Genomic DNA, 17250 nt, shown 5'->3' on the forward strand with positions numbered 1-17250 from the left:
GTGAGCCCGGGAGATCGGGTTCACAGATCGCTACATGTATAGACGAGTAGATAGGGGAGTGGGCTGTGCGCACCATCCGTGTAGAGACCTCCGCCGCGACGATCCTCCTGACGGAGGCCCCGGAACCGAAGGTCCGTGACCGGCAGACCGGCGAGATCGCCAAGGACGCCGTCAGCGGTGAGGCGCTGATGACCATCGGCGTGGTGTACATCGAGGACGGCGAGTCCTCGCTCATCAAGGTCACCGTCCCGGAGGGCGGCGTCACCGAGGGCCTGATCCTGGGCTCGCCCGTCTCGCTGCCGGGGCTGATCGCCCGGCCGTGGGAGTCGGTGTTCAACGGGCAGCAGCGTCACGGCATCGCCTACCGCGCCGCCGCCGTCACCCCGGCCGCCTTCCCGGCCGACATGGGGGCCACCGCCTGATGACCGACCTGACGACGCTCCTGGAGGTGGGTGGTCCCCTCGCCGCGCTCGGCGGCGGGGCCGCCTACGCCCGGACCAACCACCCGGCCCTGTACTGGTCGGCGGTCGGCGGTCCCATATCCACCGTCCGCCTCCTCAGCTCGTACGCCTCTGTCATGGAAGCCTGCGGCCTGACCGTGGCCCCGTCCCGGCTGCGGGTCCTCGCCGTCAAGGCCACCACCCGGCGAGAGATCCGGCCCGTGCCGCCCCGGCGGGGCATCATCCGGCCCACCTCGACCGGGCTGCGGCTCCGGCTCCGCCTCGCTCCGGGGCAGGAACCCGCCGACGTCGCCGCCTCGGCCGAACGGCTGCGGCACGCCTGGGGCGTCCACGCCGTCTACGTCACCACCGTCAAGCCCGGTGTCGTCGAACTGCGGCTCGTCGGCTTCGATGTCCTGCGCAAGGTGCGGATGCCGCGCAAGCTCGATGCCGGGTTGCTCAGGGTGCCGGTCGCGCTGCGGGAGGACGCCGTGCCCTTCGTACGCGACTACCGGGCCGTGCCCCACCAACTCACCCTCGGCGCCACGCTGTCGGGCAAGTCCATGTACCTGCGGCATCTCGTCGCCGGGCTCGCCCGTCAGAACGTCGCCCTGGTCGGCTTCGACTGCAAGCGCGGTGTCGAGCTGGCCCCGTTCGCGCCGCGACTGTCCGCCCTCGCCACGGAGCCGGATGAAGTCGCTGAGCTGCTGCCTGTCCTGGTCAAAGAGATGGAGGACCGATACGACCTGATAAGGGCCCGGCAGGGCATCGCCCCCGGCACCCCGGACGAGGAGATCACCTCGGACATCTGGGGCCTGCCGGAACATCAGCGACCGTTTCCCGTAGTGCTGTTCGTCGACGAGGTCGCCGAACTCTTCCTCGTCGCCACCAAGAAGGACGAAGAACGGCGCGACGAGATGGTCACTCAGCTCATCCGCCTCGCCCAGCTCGGCCGTGCGGCCGGCATCTACCTGGAAGTCTGCGGCCAGCGCTTCGGCGCCGAACTCGGCAAGGGTGCCACCATGCTCCGGGCCCAGCTCACCGGCCGCGTCTGCCACCGGGTCAATGACGAAGCCTCCGCCAAGATGGCCTTGGGCGACATCGCCCCGGAAGCGGTCATGGCTGCCTGCGCCATCGCCCCTGAGCTTCCCGGCCTCGCCGTCGCGGGGGACACATCCGGCGGCTGGTCCCGCATCCGCACCCCCTACCTCTCCCTCGGCGACGCCGCCGACATCTGCCGGGAGACGGCCCACCTGGTGCCTGACCTGCCCGCGCTGAAGCCCTTCCGGCCCGACGTCCCCGTACCGCCCGTCAAAGCCCCGGCCCCTGTCGTCCAGCCGCACCCCGTCACGGACTGACACACCCCTCCACCCCGGTCGACGTGACCGTCCCGCGCCATATCTCTACCCCTCCCATGCCAAAACCCGGAAGGAGCCGCTTCATGCGCGCCCAACTGGCCCGCGTAGACGCGGTGCTCGTACAGGCGCTCATCGCCGCCGCGCTGTCCTTCGCCCACATCCACGACATCGCCATGGCCGCCGGACAAGACGGCTGGAAGGCGTGGGCCTACCCGGTGTCCGTAGACCTGCTGCTCGTCGCCGCCTGGCGTCGACTGCGCTCCGGTACAGGGAAGACGGCGGCCTGGTGCTGGTTCGTCATCGCTATCACCGCCTCCCTCGGGGCCAACGTCGTCACCGCCGGCCTGCTCGACCTCGCCGACGTACCGGCCTGGCTGCGCATCCTCGTCGCGGGCTGGCCCGCCGTCGCTTTCCTCGGTGGCACCCTCCTCGCCCATTCGACACCCCAGGCTGCCGCAGTCGCCGAGGTCATCGACGACCAGGAGGACGGCCCCGAACCCACCCCCGAGACCGCCACCCCACCAGCCATCGAGGCACCGCCGGAACCCCCTCCCGTCCCGGTCCCGGCCGCCCTCATCCACCACGCCCGCAAGGTCGCCGCCGAGCACCACACCCGCACCGGCGCCCCGATCGACACCCCGACCCTCCGAGCCCGCCTCGGCGTCCCGGCACTCATGGCCGAAGCCATCGCCGCCCACCTCTGAAAGGAAGCCCGATGCCTGCCAACCGCCGCTTCCGCAACGTCACCCGCATCGGCCACGTCCAGGTCGGCACCGCCTACGACCACCGCGGCCGCGAGAAGCACACCGCCGCCTGCACCGCCCCACGCTGCAACTTCTCCGCCGACTACGACAGCCGCGCCGCCGCCGAGCTGGCCGCCCGCACCCACCGCTGCCCCGTCCGCTGAAAGGACCCCGCACCCCGTGACCCTCAACCTCCCCCTCGTCGTCGTCCTCGGCTTCTTCGCCTGGGCGGCGGTCAAATACCTCGGCGTCCGTACCTGGATCGTCGTCCTGATCGCCCTCTTCGGCTTCTGGCTCTCGCACACCTTCCTCGCCCCCGCGATCGAGTCCGGCACGCGCTCCGGCGTGACCGTCATAAACGGCCAACACATCTAGACGAGTAGACAGGAGATCTGGCCGTGTTCCTGCCCAAGTACCCGGTCAACCCCACACCGCAGCCCACCCACACCCACGCCCCCACCGACCCGGCCCCCGTCCGGCGCCCCGCGCTCCCCTCGATCTCCATCGATCAGAAGACCGTCGCGGCCGTCCTCGTCGGCGGAGTCGTCCTCACCGCGCTCCTGGCCGCCGTCGCCGTCACGGCCATCTCCGTGGCCGTCGCCGCCGTGGTCCTGCGCTCCCTGCTCCGCGACCACCACCGCCGCTGATCAGCGGTCCGGCCTCCGGGGCGGCATGACACGCCCAAGCATCCGCCGCCCCGGTGGCCCACCCCTCCCGACCAGTGCCCGTCAGAAGGAGACCGCCATCTTCGCCCGCCCCACCCCGCCCCCACTCCCGGAACTCGGCAAGCTCGCCGCAGACGGCACCTTGCCCGGTATCCTCCGCCAACTCTCCGGGCTCGGCGGCTGCACCCACCCGATCCGCCTGGACGGCCATCGCACCGAGTACGACGTCGACACCACCACCGGTGAGATCGGCCGCATCCTCCAGCACCTCGACTCGTCCACCCTCCCGGCGGGCCAACTCCTCGTCCGCTGCAACAACCGCCGCACCACCCGTTGCCCCGCCTGTGCCGAGGTCTACCGCCGCGACACCTTCCAGCTGATCACCGCCGGTCTGCGGGGCGGCAAGGGCACTCCCGAACAGGTCGCCACCCACCCCCGCGTCTTCGCCACCTTCACCGCCCCCGGCTTCGGCCCCGTCCACAACCGCCCGTCCACCGGCCGCCCCTGCCGCTGCGGAAGCCACCACAATCAGGACGACGTGGCGCTTGGAACCCCGCTGGACCCGGACACCTACGACTACGAGGGGGCCGTGCTCTGGAACGCGCACGCCGGGTCCCTCTGGCGGCGCTTCTCCATCCACCTGCGCCGAGAGGTCGCCAAGCGCGCGGGCCTGTCGCAGCGCCGACTTCGCGACCACGCCCGCGTCTCCTTCGCCAAGGTCGCCGAGTACCAGAAGCGTGGGGCGGTCCACTTCCACGCGGTGATCCGCATCGACGGACCGACCGGCGGTGACTCCCCGCCCCCAGCCTGGGCAACGGCCGAGCTGCTCACCGACGCCATCGGCGCTGCCGCCGCCAAGGTCCGTGTGAACGGTCCGACCCTCGACGGCCGAGCGCACACCTTCACCTTCGGCCGCCAACTCGACGTCCGCACCATCCGCTCCGCCGACTTCAACGACGGCCAGGAGCTGACCGAACGGGCCGTAGCGGCGTACATCGCCAAGTACGCGACCAAGGGCGCCGAGACGGCCACGGGAGCTCTCGACCGCCCCCTGAAGTTCGCCGCCGAACTCGCCCAGCTCGACATCAGCGACCACGCCCGCCGCCTCATCCGAACCGCATGGACCCTCGGCGCACGCAAGGACCTCGAACACCTCCGCCTGCGCGCCTGGGCCCACATGCTCGGCTTCCGCGGCCACTTCTCCACCAAGTCCCGCCGCTACTCCACCACCCTCGGCGCACTCCGCGACGCCCGCGCCGAATGGCGCCGCGCACAAGCAGCAGCCAACACCCCCGACACCGGGCCCGAGACGACGTACGTCCTCGCCCACTGGGTCTTCGCCGGCACCGGCCTCTCCGACGCCGAAGCCTGGCTGGCCGCCTCCATCGAACCCGCCCCCGGAACGGAAGGAGAACCAACCCGTGGCTAACCGGCGCCTCGCCGTGGCCGACGTGGCCACCGAACCCCGCCCGCTGCCTTCGCGCTACCTCACCCCCGAAGACCTGGTGGAGCTGTTCGAGCTGCCCAGCGTCGAGACGGTCTACCAGTGGCGCCGCAAGCGCACAGGCCCCCGTGGCTTCCGTGTCGGTCGGCATCTCCGCTTCGACCCGGCCGACGTGCGCGCCTGGGTGGACTCCCAGCGTGAGGGGGCTGCTGCCTGATGGCCGGGCACATCCAAGACCGGTGGTACCGCGCCGAAACCGGCCCGGACGGCAAGACCATCAAGGTCAGGACCGAGCGCTATGGCTCGGGCATGCGCTACCGCGCCCGGTACATCGGCCCCGACGGCACGGAGAAGAGCAAAAGCTTCCCGGACAAACAGAAGCGGTTGGCCGACGCCTGGCTGACCAACATCGAGGCCGACATGGCGCGCGGCCAGTACATCGACCCCAGGGCGGCGCGGACGACCTTCCGGGAGTACACGGAACGCTGGCTCGGCGCGCTCACCACGGACCTCACCAGTCGGGCCGCCGTGGAGGGCCGGTTGCGTCTCCACGCACTCCCCTACCTCGGCACCCGCCCCATCGGCTCTTTCCAACCTGAGCACATCCGGGACTGGAACCGCCAACTCGAAGACTCCGTGTCCTCGGCCCAATACCGGCGCCTGATCTTCGACGCCGTCTCCTCTGTCCTCAACGCGGCTGTAGATGACCGTCTGCTGGCCTCGAACCCCTGCCGAGTCCGATCGGTCAAGGCGCCTCGTCCTGCGCCGACACGCGTACGTCCATGGTCCGCAGACCAGGTCTTCGGAGTCCGGGCCGGGCTGCCCGAGCGCTACCGGGCCATGGTCGACGTCGGCGCCGGTTGCGGGCTGCGACAGGGTGAGATCTTCGGCCTGGCCGTCGACAACATCGGGGACCTCGGCTGGATCTACGTCCGCCAGCAGGTGAAGAAGGTGCGCGGCACGCTCGTCTTCGCCCCGCCCAAGCGCGGCAAGCTCCGTGACGTACCCCTCGACCCCGAGGTGTCGGCCGCACTCCGCGACCACATGGAGCGCTTCCCGCCCGTCGAGGTGACTTTGCCCTGGCTGGCTCCGACCGGGCCGAAGGTGACTCATCGCCTCGTCTTCACGAGCGGTATCGGCGCGGCCATCTGGAGTCAGGGCTTCAACGATCAGGCGTGGAAGCCTGCGCTGGCTTCCGCCGGCATCATCCCCGTCCCCGAGCAGGGGCAGCGGTACGCACCAGCCCGCGAACACGGCATGCACGCCCTACGGCACTTCTACGCCTCCGTGCTCCTGGACGCCGGGGAGAACATCAAGGCACTGAGCCTCTACCTCGGTCACAGCGATCCGGGGTTCACCCTCCGCGTGTACACGCACCTGATGCCGTCCAGCGAGACCCGGACCCGTAACGCCGTCTCCGCGATGTACCGGGCCGCCGGACACGCTCACGACGGCCCCGGGACGCATGACGGCCCAGAGACGGCCCACGCGGCCTGACACGGCCCCTCATCGGCAGGAAAAGTGCTGGTGAGGGGCCTTTTTGTGCCCTCGCACGGTAAGTAACACCCCATCTTGCCTGACCGCCACCCTCGGGTGGTAACCCGAATGGTCGGGGGCGGCTGACCTGGGGTTTCGGTGCCGCGGCTGGAGGGACAGCGTCACCCCGGGGTGCTCAGACCTTGATGACGGTCGCCCGGGACCCGCAGAGGGCGGCGAGGTCTTCCGGGTCGGACGTGAGGATGGTGACGGGGCCGGGAGCGGCGAGGGCTGTCGCGGTCAGCATGGCGTCGATCGCGTGCTTGTGGCCGTGCAGGCCGGCGTCGGCCAGAAGGGCGGCGGCATGGCGCGCGATCGGTTCGGTCACCGGCTCCAGGACGAGGCGGGAGAGCGTCCATTCGAGTGCGGGGCGGTTGATGCGGGGGTGCACCACCTCCACCAAGGTGGCCGCGGAGGTGACCACGCGCAGGTCGTCGGCACGGGCGAGGGCGAGCCAGGCGGTGACCGTCCGGTCGCGCAGCACGGCCTTGGCCAGCCCTTGGCTGTCGAGCACGAGCGTGCCGCCCGGGGCGGCGGGCGAGCGTGTCACGCCGCGTGCGCCCCGTCACCGGTCTGCCGGGCGCGTGCCTGGTGCAGCTGATCGCGCAGGGCCTGCACCTCTTCCTCGGTCACGGGGCCGTGCTCGGCCTCCGCGACCTGGATGAGCTCGTTGAGGTTGTCGCGCTCGATCTGCCGGGCGACGGCGGCCGCCACGTAGGCGGACAGCCCGGAGGGTCCGCTCCGGGCGCGAGCGGCTTCGGCGATGTCCCGGGGCATCGTGATCGAGTACTTCTGGGTGGGCTCGCTCATACTCCTTATGCTACCGCGGGTGCTACCGTCGCCGTGGAGTGCCGAAGGGTGCCCCTCAGCCCCGCGTCCGGTTCTCCTTCCGTCCCGCCAGGAGGAGTGCCGCTCCGCCGATCACCACCAGGCCGATGGCTGTGCCGGCGATGATCGGGGTGGTGCTGGAGGAGCCCGTTTCGGCGAGGTTGGTGTCGGTGGCGGTGGTGCCGCCGACGGTGGCCGGGCTCGGTTCGCTGAGGGTCTGGGTGGTCAGGCCGGCGATTTCCGCGGTCTGGGTCTTGCAGTCGAGGACCCCGGTGAAGCGGCTGTCGGTGCCCTGCAGGCCGGTGATCGTGAAGTCGTAGGGCTGGTCCTCCTGGAGCGGGACCGTCACCGTCCGGGACGTGCCCGCCGGGATGGCGTGCTCGGCGCCCAGCAGCTCGAAGGTGAAGGCCTCGTCGCCCTGGTTGGCCACGGTGATGTCCACGCCGCTCCTGGCGCAGTTCTTCGCCGCGGACAGCGCCGGTACGGCTCCCTGCTCCGCCCAGGTCGCGCTCGCCGTCGCCGACACCGTCGACTCGCTGGAGCCGGCCAGGATCTGGGACTGGCTGCGGCTCTCGGAGGTGAAGGCGCGGCCGACGGGGACGGTGGTGGAGGCCGTGACCGTCAGTTCGGCGGAGCCGGCCTCGGCGTCCGCGGGGACGTCGAAGAACAGCTGGGTGCCGTCCTGCGCGGAGGTGACCGGCCGGCCGTCCCTGCCGACGATCCGCACCCCGCTGATGTCGGCGTCCATGGGCGGCGTCACCGTCACCGCGCTCGCGTCGGTGTGCACCGTCACCGGTCCGACCCGTTCGCCCGGGTGCCCGGAGACGGCCGGCGCGTCGAGGGTCAGGGACGCCTCCGGCTCGGCGGTGTCCCGGGCGGCCTTCTGGAGGTAGTCCGCGAGCTGCTCGGCCTGCGGGTCGACGGCGTCGACGTCCGCGTCGTCCGAGTAGCGCCAGATGGCCACCTGGGTGCCGGCCGCCGCGTCCTGTTCGGTGAGTCCGCCGTCGATGCCGGCCCTGCTCGCCAGCGAGGCGAGGTCGTTGACCTGGGGGTAGGAGTTCTGCAGGATCCAGCGGATCCTGCCCGCGTCGTCGTTGGCGCCCAGCGAGGTGCCGCTCCACGGCGTCTCGTGGTACTTGGCGCCGCCCTGGGTGGGGTTGTGCAGGTCGACGCAGTAGGTCTGCAGGGTGCCGCCGCCCTCGACGGACATCTCGAACAGGCCCGCCGAGACCTCCTGGTCCCCGCTGTCGTCGTGGATCACGGCGGCGCCGTACGTCTTGAGGCCGCCTATGGTCGCGGTGGCTCCGCCCTGGGTCTGCGTGGTCCCGTCGGCGACGGCCGTGCCCGCGGAGGCGATCACACCGGCGGCGGCGAGTCCGGACACCAGCGTCGCCACGGCGAGCCGGGCGATGCCCGGCCGGCGCGCGAACGGCGCGGAGAACGAAGAAATCAACGCAATTCCCCTTCGAGCAGGACCCGTTGACGTGGGGGGTACGGTCCCACCAGCCGAATCAGAAGCCCCGTGAGCCACGTGGAGGCATCCTAGAGACGCCCGCGCACCCCGTTTCGCGGGGATGTCATCGGATGGACGATCCGACTCGTAATCGTTATCGCCAAGATCGTCCGACGGCGGCGCGGGATCGGGGCTTATCGACAAATCCACCGCGCGAGAGGGTATTTACCCGTCGATAAGCCGTGGTCCGGTCAGCTCGGAGCACTGTGTGACATCACGTCACCGCCACCGGCTCACGTCGTGGCCGGTCCTCCGTCGCGCCGGCGTCCACCGCTGGCGCGGGTGTCTCCCACCGGGGTTCCGGCTGCGCGGTCGCGTCGGCGGCGGCTGCCGGTTCCGGCCTGCCCGAGCGGCGGAAGGCCGACGTACCGCGCGCGATGTCGTGACCGATCGCCACCGCGTCGATGTCGGCCGACGTCCAGCCCTGCTGCCCCTCGCGCGTCTCCGTGCGCACCTTCAGCCTGCCCTGCACGATCACCGGATCACCCACGCTCAGCGAGGCGACCGTGTTCGTGGCGAGCTGGCGGTTGGCCCACACCGTGAAGAAGTTGGTGTGCCCGTCGGTCCAGGCGCTCTTCTCCCGGTCCCAGTAGCGCGCGGTCACCGCCAGCCGGAACCTCGCCGACGGCCCCGCCGCCAGCTCCCGGTAGACCGGCTGCGTCGCCACGTTGCCGACCGCGCACACCATCGTCTCGTTCATGCTCGGGTCCCTCCCGTTCGTACGGCTGCGTCTGCCACGGCGACCGCGTCCGTCGCGATCGCCGTGGAGCCAGACTGCCTCCGCCGGGCCGGGCCCGCCGAGCCCTGTGGATCACCACCGGCCTGTGGACAAGTCCGCCACCCGGACGGGTGAGCCAGGGGATCCGCGCAGGTCAGCGCACCCCCGCCCCCACCACCTTCCCGTACTGCTCCCGCACCTCCCGGTACCGCAGCAGTTCCGCCGCCAGGGGATCCAGGACCCGGGCCCGGCCGCACCCGGCGGCCGCCTCCCGCAGCCGCCGTTCCGCGTCCTGCCCGTACCGCCGGGCCGGGCCGCGTGCCGCCATCCGGCAACTCCCCTCCACGAGCGGCCCGCCGATGATCCCGGCCACCATCAGCAGCACCGGAACGCCCAGGTTCGGTGCCATGATTCCGGCGATCTGCCCCACCAGCCACAGTCCGCCGACGATCTGAAGGAGCGTCATGGCCGCCTGGGCCATCACGGCCACCGGCCACCACCCCGGCCGCGGCGGACGCCCGGTCGGCAGCGCGGCCCGGGCGGCCAGTTCGTCCAGCGCCTCGGGCAGCCCCTGGGAACCGCGTACGGCCGCCTCCCGCACCGCCTGCGCCCACGGCGCGGGCAGCCCGGCCGAGGCCCGCTCGGACACGGTCCGCACCGCCTGTTCGACGCGCTGCCGTGCCGTGGCCTCCTCGTCGGCCTGGGTACGGACCGGAAGCCGGCCCGTGGGCGAGTCGCCGCTGTCCTGGCACCACCGCCACAGCCGCAGCCAGGGTGTCCCGCAGGCGCGGTTGGCGTTGCGCAGCCAGGCCCGTTCGGCGGCCTCGCCCGCCGCGGTGGCGCCCACCGCGTCCGCGAGCCGGTCGGCGAACTCGTCCCGCGCCTCCTCGCTGAGCCCGGTGCGCAGCCCGGTGACGTAGACGGGCCGCAGCCGGCCCGCGGCGGCGTCCACGTCGGCCGAGACGCGGCGACCGGCCGCACCCCGCTCCGCGACGAACTGGCCCAGCAGTTCGCGCAGTTCACCGACGCCGTCCCCGGTGAGCGCGGACATCGCGAGCACGGTGGCACCCGGTTCGCCGTACTCGCCGAGCGCGATGCCGTCCTCGTCGAGCAGCCGGCGCAGATCGTCGAGGACGAGTTCCGCGGCCTCGCCGGGCAGCCGGTCGACCTGGTTGAGGACGACGAACATCACCTCGGCGTGGCCCGCGAGGGGCCGCAGATAGCGCTCGTGGAGGACGGCGTCGGCGTACTTCTCCGGGTCGACGACCCAGACGACGGCGTCGACGAGTTTGAGGATGCGGTCGACCTGTTCGCGGTGCTGGACGGCCGCGGAGTCGTGGTCGGGCAGGTCGATCAGGACGAGTCCGCGCAGTTGCGCCTCCGCCTCCGGGCTCTGCACCGGCCGCCTGCGCAGCCGGCCCGGGATGCCGAGGCGGTCGATGAGGCTCGCGGCGCCGTCGCTCCAGGTGCACGCGATGGGCGCGGCGGTGGTGGGCCGCCGCACGCCGGTCTCCGAGATGGGGACCCCGGCGAGCGTGTTGAACAGCTGGGACTTGCCGCTGCCCGTGGCGCCCGCGATGGCGACGACGGTGTGCTGCCCGGAGAGCTTGCGCCGGGCCGTCGCCTCGTCGAGGACCTGCCCGGCCTCCGCGAGCGTCCTGCTGTCGAGGCGGGTGCGGGAGAGGCCCACGAGTTCGCGCAGCGAGTCGAGCCGGGAGCGCAGCCGGCCGTCGTAGAGGAGCGGGGCCGCGGGCGGCGCGGCGGCGCCCCTGCTCTCCGCCACGGCGGGCTGCTCGGCGGCGGACGGCTGAGCGGCGGACCCTTCGTTCACCCGGCGCGCGATGAGCCCGTCGTCCCAGACACCGGGCGGGTCCGCGGGGGCGTCGGCGCGGGCGTCGGCGGGAGATTCCGGACGGGCTTCCGCGCGTGATTCGGTACGGGGTGCCGTACCGGATCCGGCGCGGGGTGCGGCACCGGATCCGGTGCCGGCTTCGCCATCGGATCCGCCACGGCGTTCCGTACGGGATTCCGCACGGCCCGTGGTGTCCTCACCGCCGCGGTCGCTCACGCGCGCGTGGCCGGCCGGGCCGTCGCCGACGGGCTGTCCCTGCACCTGCGCCTGGTCCGTGGTCTTCGGGGGCGCGGCCTCCGCCGACGGGTCCCCGCCGGACGTGTCCTGGGCGGCCCGGCCGCCGTCCTCGCGACCCGTGTTGTCAGTGTGGCCCGAGTGGTCCGTGTGGTCCTCGTCAGTGACGGCGGTCACCGGTCACCTCTCCTTCTGCAGTACGGACAGCGCGGCGATGAGTTCGGCCTGGGGTTCGGCGTGGACGTCGAGTCCGTCGAGGGGGGCGAGGCGACGCTCGCGTTCGGCGTGCAGGACGCGGTCCAGGTGCTCGGTGAGCAGCCGTCCGCCGCGGTCGCGCAGCCGCAGCGCGCCGTGCGCGCCGAGCCGTTCGGCGAGGCCCTCGCCCGCGGTGCGGGCGCGGCGGCCGCCCAGCAGGACCGTGGCGACGAGGGCGGCGACCGTCTCGGGTTCGGGCGCGGTCCCGCGTTCCAGGGCGCGCACCTCTTCCTCCGCGTACTCCTCCAGCTCGCGCCGCCACCGCCGTACGGCCAGTCCGATGCGGTGTTCGGCGTTCTCCGGTGAGGAGTCGGTGTCCGTCAGGGCCGGGGCGGCGGAGGCCGGTTCACGGCGCCAGGCCTCGTCGACGCGTTCGTCGGCGGCGGTGACGGCGCACAGCAGCAGGGCGCCCAGACTCTCCACGAGGGCGTCCAGGAGTTCGCCGGCGGTGCAGTCCAGCGGGAAGGCCCGCCAGCGCTTGAGCGCGTCCCCGGCGAGGACGGCGCCGTTCTGCAGCCGGCCCCGTACGCGCGCGTACTCACTGTCGTACGCCTTCTCCACCGCGGAGGTGAGCCGCAGGGCGGCCGCGTACTGCGCGGCGGCGGCGCCGGCGAGTTCGGGCATCCGGGACTTGAGGGAGTCGAGGACACCGTGGGCGGTGCGGGCCAGCACATGGTGGCGGGCGGCGGGGTCCTGGGCGTGGTGGACGAGCCAGGTCCGCAGCGGTGCCACGGCGGTCGCCGGGAGCAGTCCACCGCCCCAGGCGGACTCGGGCAGTTCGGGCACGGTGAAGCGGGGTACGTCGCCGAGGCCCGCCTTGGTGAGGAGGGCGCCGTACTGCCGGGACACCTCGGCGACGACCTGGTGGGGCACGCGGTCCAGGACGGTGACGAGGGTGGCGTTGTACTCCTTGGCGGTGCGCAGCAGATGCCAGGGCACGGCGTCGGCGTAGCGGGCGGCCGTGGTGACCATCACCCAGATGTCGGCGGCGCAGATCAGTTCGGCGGCGAGGACGCGGTTGTCGGCGATGAGGGAGTCGATGTCGGGCGCGTCGAGGAGCGCGAGGCCGGGCGGGAGGGTCTCGGCGGTCTCGATGCGCAGGACGCGCCGGCTGTCCCCGCCGGGCGGCAGGAGGTCGTCCGCCGCGTCCTGTTGGGGTACCCACATGCGGGTGAGGCCGGGCAGGACCCGCATACCGCTGAACCAGTGATGGTCCTCCGGATGGCAGACCAGCACCGGGGTCCGGGTCGTCGGCCGCAGCACGCCCGCCTCGCTGACGCGCCGTCCCACGAGGGAGTTGACGAGCGTCGACTTGCCCGCGCCGGTGGAGCCGCCGATGACGGCCAGAAGCGGCGCTTCGGGCTGTCTGAGCCGGGGCACCAGATAGTCGTCCAGTTGGGCGAGGAGTTCGTCGCGGTTGGCACGCGCGCGTGGCGCCCCCGCCACGGGCAGCGGAAAGCGTGCGGCGGCGACACGGTCGCGCAGGGCGGAGAGTGCGTCGAGCAGCTGAGGCCGTACGTCCAAGGTCACCACATGCGAAGAATGCCCAATTTCAGGGGATTTATGAAGCATATGGGCATGTCTGCGCGCCGACAGGACACAAGGGGCGGAGGGGACGACTGGGACACAGGCACAGCCCAGGCATAACGAGTGCACAACACCCGGGGTCCGAGACGCCAAAAGCGATGCACGATTCGCACCTGCCTGCGATTATCAGGACCGCTTCACCGAACCTCCACATTGAGCCACGGAGGCGAAGCAACCAGGACAAGGAACCGGGAGCCCTATCCTTGTCCCCGGCAACGTCACGGATCAGCCCACACCCGGGCAGCACGTACGAGGCCACCACACCGGCCCCCGTAGCTCAGTGGATAGAGCAGGCGCCTTCTAAGCGCTTGGCCGCAGGTTCGAGTCCTGCCGGGGGCGCAAGTCTCCGCCCTCCCCTCCGGGAGGGCTTTTTTGCTGGTCAGAGGCCATTCAGCGGGGCTCGTCAGGGGGCACGGGAGCGGTGGAGCCCGCTCGTGGAGCCATACTCGCCATGCGGGAAGGCATCCCGTGGGGGACCCGGAGCGGGAGAGGCGGCAATCCCATGAGCGGCGGCAGCAAGGGGCTGGAAAAGGTCGACGTGCGACTGAAGTGGGACCCGAGCCCCTTGGGCCGGCCGCCGCATCACCTCGACATCATCGCCGCGACCTACTCGGCGGACGCGCCCTACGGGCCGCCGGTGTACATCGTGCATTTCGACAGCCGCTCGCCGGACGGCACCATCAACATGAGCCGGCACAGCCTGACCGGGCAGGGCTTCGGCTACGTCGAGGCGATGACCCTGGAACTCGACCGCCTCGCGCCCTCCTTCGCCCGGGTGGTCGTGGGGGTGGCCATCCATCAGAACGCCGGGGCCAAGTTCTTCGGGGACCTGTCGAACGCCGGAGTTCTGGTCGTCGACGGGTACACGGAACTGATGAAGGACGACTTCGCGCAGATCGCCGGATCCACCGCGGGGACGGTCGCGGAGTTCGTCAAGGACGCCTCCGGAACGTGGGAGTTCCACGAGATGCTCCGGGGATTCGACAGCGAACCGGTGGTCTTCAGCGCGGAGATGGGTTCCGCCCCGCGGCTCTGAGCGCGCGACGGCACGAAGGGGGGCCGCGGTGGTTTCCGTACCCCTCCGGCAACCTCCATCAGCACCCGTCGGGCGTGTGTGCAACCGATCCTCCGGGCCGGGAGCGCGGCGCGCGGTGCGGAGTCCGGGATCAAAAGCAAGTGGCCCCGGCGAGCGGTCCTGGCGCGGGAGTGGGCCTCGGCCCCGCCGTCGCGCGCGGCTTCGCCGGGGCGATGGGCGGCACCTTCGACGCCGAGGACACCCCCGGCCGGCGGCCTCACCAGGGCGCTCACCCTGAAGCCGGCTCCCGGCCTGCCGGCCGCAGACGCCGAGCGCGCGGGTCCGCACGCCGACCTGCTCCCGGCCTGCCGGCCGCAGACGCCGAGCGCGCGGGTCCGCACGCCGACCTGCTACGACCCCGCGCTCCCCGACGAGCGGTCCACCTCCGGACCACCCCTGGCAGCCCGGCTGCCGAACTGGCCGCCCAGGCCCTCCCAGCCCTCGACCGGCCCCCGCCCCGGCCCGATGCGTGAGGAACTCGCGAAGAATTGACGGGAGTTGTGAAAGGTGGCAAGAATGCGCCTCACTTCGCTGTGCCTGAAGTGAGCGAAGTGACACGAGTGACGGCAGCGGCGCCGCCCAAGGGCGCCCGCACGTGCCGTCCACACACTCGGCCACCCCCCACCCACTCGACTCCCCCAGAGGCAAACTTGTCGCGTTCGCAACGCACCAGAACGCTGGCTGCGCTCGCCGCAACCGCTTTCACCGCTGCCGCCGTGCCCGTCCTCGGAGCAACCGCGGCGAGCGCCACGACGAGCGCGGGCTGCCAGTCCGCCACCGTCCAGTACCGCATCGTCGACACCGACGGAAACCCCGTGGGCGCCGACTGGACCTCACAGGGCGGGTTCCACCTGTGGGACACCGCCCCCGGCGCCGTCGAAGTACGCCTGGCCCCCGGCCAGAAGATAGGCGACGGCTGCACGTACCCGGTCTCCCTGGCCGAATACACCACCGAGGGCTCCAGCTGGTACACCTCGGGCCACCAGACACTCGTCGACAAGGCCACGGTCCACCTGACCGCCGCGGACGTCGCCGACGCGAAGGACGCCAGGCGGACCTGGCAGAAACTGACCGTGAAGACGCCCGACTGCTACGGGCAGATAGACCTCTACGGCGACGACGTCATCTACGACGGCAAGTCCGAGGACGGACACGGCCCCGCCCCGTACGAGCCCGACGGCGTCATCACGCCGTACCACCTCATCGCCGCGTGGAACGGCGGCGACAAGCCCTGCACCCCCGAGGAGCCCGGCACGCCCGCCCCGAGCCCCTCCGGTTCCACGCCGGCCACCCCCAGCACCCCGACCAGCCCGGCCGACAGCACGCCTCCCGCCGAGGAGACGACCCCGCCGACCACCCCCGAGCCGTCCTCCACCACCCCGACCACGACCTCGGACGTGCCTCCGCTGGAGTCCACACCGCCCGCCACGCCGAAGCCCTCGCCCAGCGGCAGCACGCCGCCGCTGGCGGAGACCGGTTCCAGCGCACCCGTCGGCCTGATCGCCGGCGGTGCGGCTCTCGCGGTCGCCATCGGGGCCGCGGCGGTCTACGCCACCACCCGCACGCGTCGCTCCTGACGCAGCGGGCGACGGGGCGCCGGCCACCCACGGCGCCCCGCCGTCCGCCGACCGTCACGACGGAGCCCGGCGGGGCGACCGCCACGCCGGACCTCGCGCGGGGCGACCGTCACGCCGTACGGCCGTACGCCGACACCGCTCCGGACCGGTCGCGCTCCGCGATCCGTACGCCCGTCACGCCCGCCCCCGTCACCGCGACCGCCGCCGGATGGACGCCGTCGACCACCAGGTCCACGAGGTGCGGGACGGGCCGCGCGGCCGGTCGGTCCGACTCGTCCGGCCAGGCCAGTACGGCCGGCGGGGCGTCGGGAGCCGACACCTCCAGCCCGCGCAGCGGCATGCGGAGGCCGACCCCGAGCGCTTTCAGCACCGCTTCCTTGCGCGTCCAGATCCGCAGGAAGGCGCGCTCTCGCTCGGCGGGGGGAAGGGATTCCAGGGCGGCCGACTCGCGGGCCGAGAGCGCGACGCGGGCGGCGGAACCGACGTCCAGGGCGGCGTCGGCCTCCTCGACGTCCAGGCCCACCTCCGCGCCCCGGCAGACGGCCACGCCGACGAGCGCGCCGCTGTGGGTGACGGAGAAGTCGTACGCCGCGGGCCGGCCCGGCGGATCAAGCCGGACCTTGCCGTGCGGGCCGCCGCAGCGTGGACACACGCGCCGCAGCGGGACGGCGGCGGGAGGCAGCCCGAGCAGCTCCCCCAGGAGCAGACGGCTCAGGGCGCAGCCGACGAGAAAACGACCCCGGGTGGCGGGGTCGGCGAGGGCGTCGTGGCGGGCGCGTTCCACGGGGTCGAGCAGCGGCAGCAGACCGGCGTGGGCGTCGCTCAGGCGCGCCCACGAGACCTCCACCGGCACCGGACCGGCACACGCGGCCGACAAGGGAACGGCTAGTGCACCGCGCGCAGCATGCGCGTCACGTTGATCTTCGTCGGCGAGAGGCCGAGTTCCACGCTCTGCATCATCCGCTCGCCGTTCAGCCGGCCGTAGGCGAGCAGGTCGACGTTGGCCAGGCTGAATTCGGGCCAGGTGTGAATGCTCAGATGCGAGGCGGAAAGCAGCAGAATGGCGGTGACGGCGCCATTCGGGAAAACGTGCGAGGCCTCACCGAGTACCGTGGCGTTTCCCTTTTCGGCGGCCGTGCGCAGCACCTGGAGCAGGCGCTCCTCGTCGGTCAGGATGCTGTGGTCGCTCACCCACACGTCGACGGCATAAGAGCACAGATCGTCGACGTTTATACCCTCGGTGGCGAGGTTGGCGGAGTTGGTCATGGGGAACCGGGGGTGGCGAACCGCCGCCCCCGTCTCCTTTCAGATAGATCTGCGCTGGTCCGCGCGGCTGAATGAGGAAGGTCACGAGGCCGGTGACTGGCTCTCGGTGGGGCCAAGCCTAGCATCAGGGGCGCTCAGGGGCTCGCGAGCACAACGCGT

The 17250-nt window shown here is 72.1% G+C and carries 19 protein-coding genes and 1 tRNA gene; 12 read left to right on the forward strand and 8 right to left on the reverse strand.

Translation table 11 applies throughout. The features are described from left to right. The first annotated feature begins 65 nt into the window (after window positions 1-65). The 9 genes from ACFY2L_RS05370 (at window position 66) to ACFY2L_RS05410 (ending at window position 6147) form a co-directional block, all read left to right on the forward strand. A complete protein-coding gene (locus ACFY2L_RS05370) occupies window positions 66-422 on the forward strand; it encodes a hypothetical protein (protein ID WP_390659976.1) in 357 nt (118 codons plus the stop codon). Then, a complete protein-coding gene (locus tag ACFY2L_RS05375; RefSeq protein WP_390821532.1) occupies window positions 422-1798 on the forward strand; it encodes an FtsK/SpoIIIE domain-containing protein in 1377 nt (458 codons plus the stop codon). Before ACFY2L_RS05370 ends, ACFY2L_RS05375 begins: the two co-directional genes overlap by 1 nt. Before the next feature lie 83 nt (window positions 1799-1881). Beyond that, the gene (locus ACFY2L_RS05380) at window positions 1882-2502 is read left to right on the forward strand and encodes a DUF2637 domain-containing protein (RefSeq protein WP_390821533.1); all 621 of its coding nucleotides are present in this window, start codon (window positions 1882-1884) and stop codon (window positions 2500-2502) included. 11 nt (window positions 2503-2513) lie between these two features. Next, a complete protein-coding gene (locus ACFY2L_RS05385; protein WP_390821534.1) occupies window positions 2514-2705 on the forward strand; it encodes a mobile element transfer protein in 192 nt (63 codons plus the stop codon). A gap of 16 nt (window positions 2706-2721) precedes the next feature. Then, on the forward strand, window positions 2722-2916 hold the full coding sequence (locus tag ACFY2L_RS05390) for a hypothetical protein (RefSeq protein WP_037684464.1): 195 nt from the start codon (window positions 2722-2724) through the stop codon (window positions 2914-2916). 23 nt (window positions 2917-2939) lie between these two features. After that, on the forward strand, window positions 2940-3188 hold the full coding sequence (locus tag ACFY2L_RS05395; RefSeq protein WP_390821535.1) for a SpdD protein: 249 nt from the start codon (window positions 2940-2942) through the stop codon (window positions 3186-3188). A gap of 25 nt (window positions 3189-3213) precedes the next feature. Next, the gene (locus ACFY2L_RS05400) at window positions 3214-4635 is read left to right on the forward strand and encodes a replication initiator (protein WP_390821536.1); all 1422 of its coding nucleotides are present in this window, start codon (window positions 3214-3216) and stop codon (window positions 4633-4635) included. Then, complete coding sequence (locus ACFY2L_RS05405) at window positions 4628-4867, forward strand: helix-turn-helix transcriptional regulator (protein ID WP_390659981.1); 240 nt, start codon at window positions 4628-4630, stop codon at window positions 4865-4867. Before ACFY2L_RS05400 ends, ACFY2L_RS05405 begins: the two co-directional genes overlap by 8 nt. Continuing rightward, on the forward strand, window positions 4867-6147 hold the full coding sequence (locus ACFY2L_RS05410; protein ID WP_390821537.1) for a tyrosine-type recombinase/integrase: 1281 nt from the start codon (window positions 4867-4869) through the stop codon (window positions 6145-6147). Before ACFY2L_RS05405 ends, ACFY2L_RS05410 begins: the two co-directional genes overlap by 1 nt. 175 nt (window positions 6148-6322) lie before the next feature. Here the strand turns inward: ACFY2L_RS05410 and ACFY2L_RS05415 are convergent, their stop codons facing one another. The 6 genes from ACFY2L_RS05415 to ACFY2L_RS05440 form a co-directional block, all read right to left on the reverse strand. Next, complete coding sequence (locus ACFY2L_RS05415) at window positions 6323-6736, reverse strand: DNA-binding protein (protein WP_390821538.1); 414 nt, start codon at window positions 6734-6736, stop codon at window positions 6323-6325. Next, complete coding sequence (locus ACFY2L_RS05420) at window positions 6733-6996, reverse strand: CopG family transcriptional regulator (protein WP_390659984.1); 264 nt, start codon at window positions 6994-6996, stop codon at window positions 6733-6735. The genes ACFY2L_RS05415 and ACFY2L_RS05420 overlap by 4 nt, the downstream gene beginning before the upstream one ends. A gap of 55 nt (window positions 6997-7051) precedes the next feature. Further along, on the reverse strand, window positions 7052-8467 hold the full coding sequence (locus ACFY2L_RS05425; protein ID WP_390821539.1) for a TQXA domain-containing protein: 1416 nt from the start codon (window positions 8465-8467) through the stop codon (window positions 7052-7054). A 274-nt stretch (window positions 8468-8741) separates the two neighbouring features. Next, window positions 8742-9227: a single-stranded DNA-binding protein gene (locus tag ACFY2L_RS05430; protein WP_390821540.1), complete on the reverse strand. Its 486-nt coding sequence runs from the start codon at window positions 9225-9227 to the stop codon at window positions 8742-8744. A gap of 172 nt (window positions 9228-9399) precedes the next feature. Further along, a complete protein-coding gene (locus tag ACFY2L_RS05435) occupies window positions 9400-11508 on the reverse strand; it encodes a GTPase (RefSeq protein WP_390821541.1) in 2109 nt (702 codons plus the stop codon). A 3-nt stretch (window positions 11509-11511) separates the two neighbouring features. Further along, window positions 11512-13119 (reverse strand): dynamin family protein, encoded by a 1608-nt coding sequence (locus ACFY2L_RS05440; protein WP_390659988.1) that lies wholly within the window; start codon window positions 13117-13119, stop codon window positions 11512-11514. Window positions 13120-13439: 320 nt separating this feature from the next. On the opposite strand from ACFY2L_RS05440, the gene ACFY2L_RS05445 reads away from it, so the two are divergent. From ACFY2L_RS05445 to ACFY2L_RS05455, 3 genes are all read left to right on the forward strand, one after another. After that, a tRNA-Arg gene (locus tag ACFY2L_RS05445) sits at window positions 13440-13512 on the forward strand. A gap of 163 nt (window positions 13513-13675) precedes the next feature. Continuing rightward, the gene (locus ACFY2L_RS05450) at window positions 13676-14209 is read left to right on the forward strand and encodes a TerD family protein (protein ID WP_390821542.1); all 534 of its coding nucleotides are present in this window, start codon (window positions 13676-13678) and stop codon (window positions 14207-14209) included. A 755-nt stretch (window positions 14210-14964) separates the two neighbouring features. After that, complete coding sequence (locus ACFY2L_RS05455; RefSeq protein ID WP_390821543.1) at window positions 14965-15825, forward strand: hypothetical protein; 861 nt, start codon at window positions 14965-14967, stop codon at window positions 15823-15825. Window positions 15826-15934: 109 nt separating this feature from the next. On the opposite strand, the gene ACFY2L_RS05460 is transcribed toward ACFY2L_RS05455, so the two are convergent. Both ACFY2L_RS05460 and ACFY2L_RS05465 read right to left on the reverse strand, forming a co-directional pair. Then, entirely contained in the window at window positions 15935-16678 is a 744-nt protein-coding gene (locus ACFY2L_RS05460) for a 4'-phosphopantetheinyl transferase family protein (RefSeq protein WP_390821544.1), read from the reverse strand. 32 nt (window positions 16679-16710) lie between these two features. Next, window positions 16711-17091: an S-adenosylmethionine decarboxylase family protein gene (locus ACFY2L_RS05465; protein ID WP_133911411.1), complete on the reverse strand. Its 381-nt coding sequence runs from the start codon at window positions 17089-17091 to the stop codon at window positions 16711-16713. Between the last annotated feature and the right edge of the window lie 159 nt (window positions 17092-17250).

This window comes from Streptomyces sp. NPDC001381 (genome assembly GCF_042895685.1).
Taxonomy (GTDB): domain Bacteria; phylum Actinomycetota; class Actinomycetes; order Streptomycetales; family Streptomycetaceae; genus Streptomyces.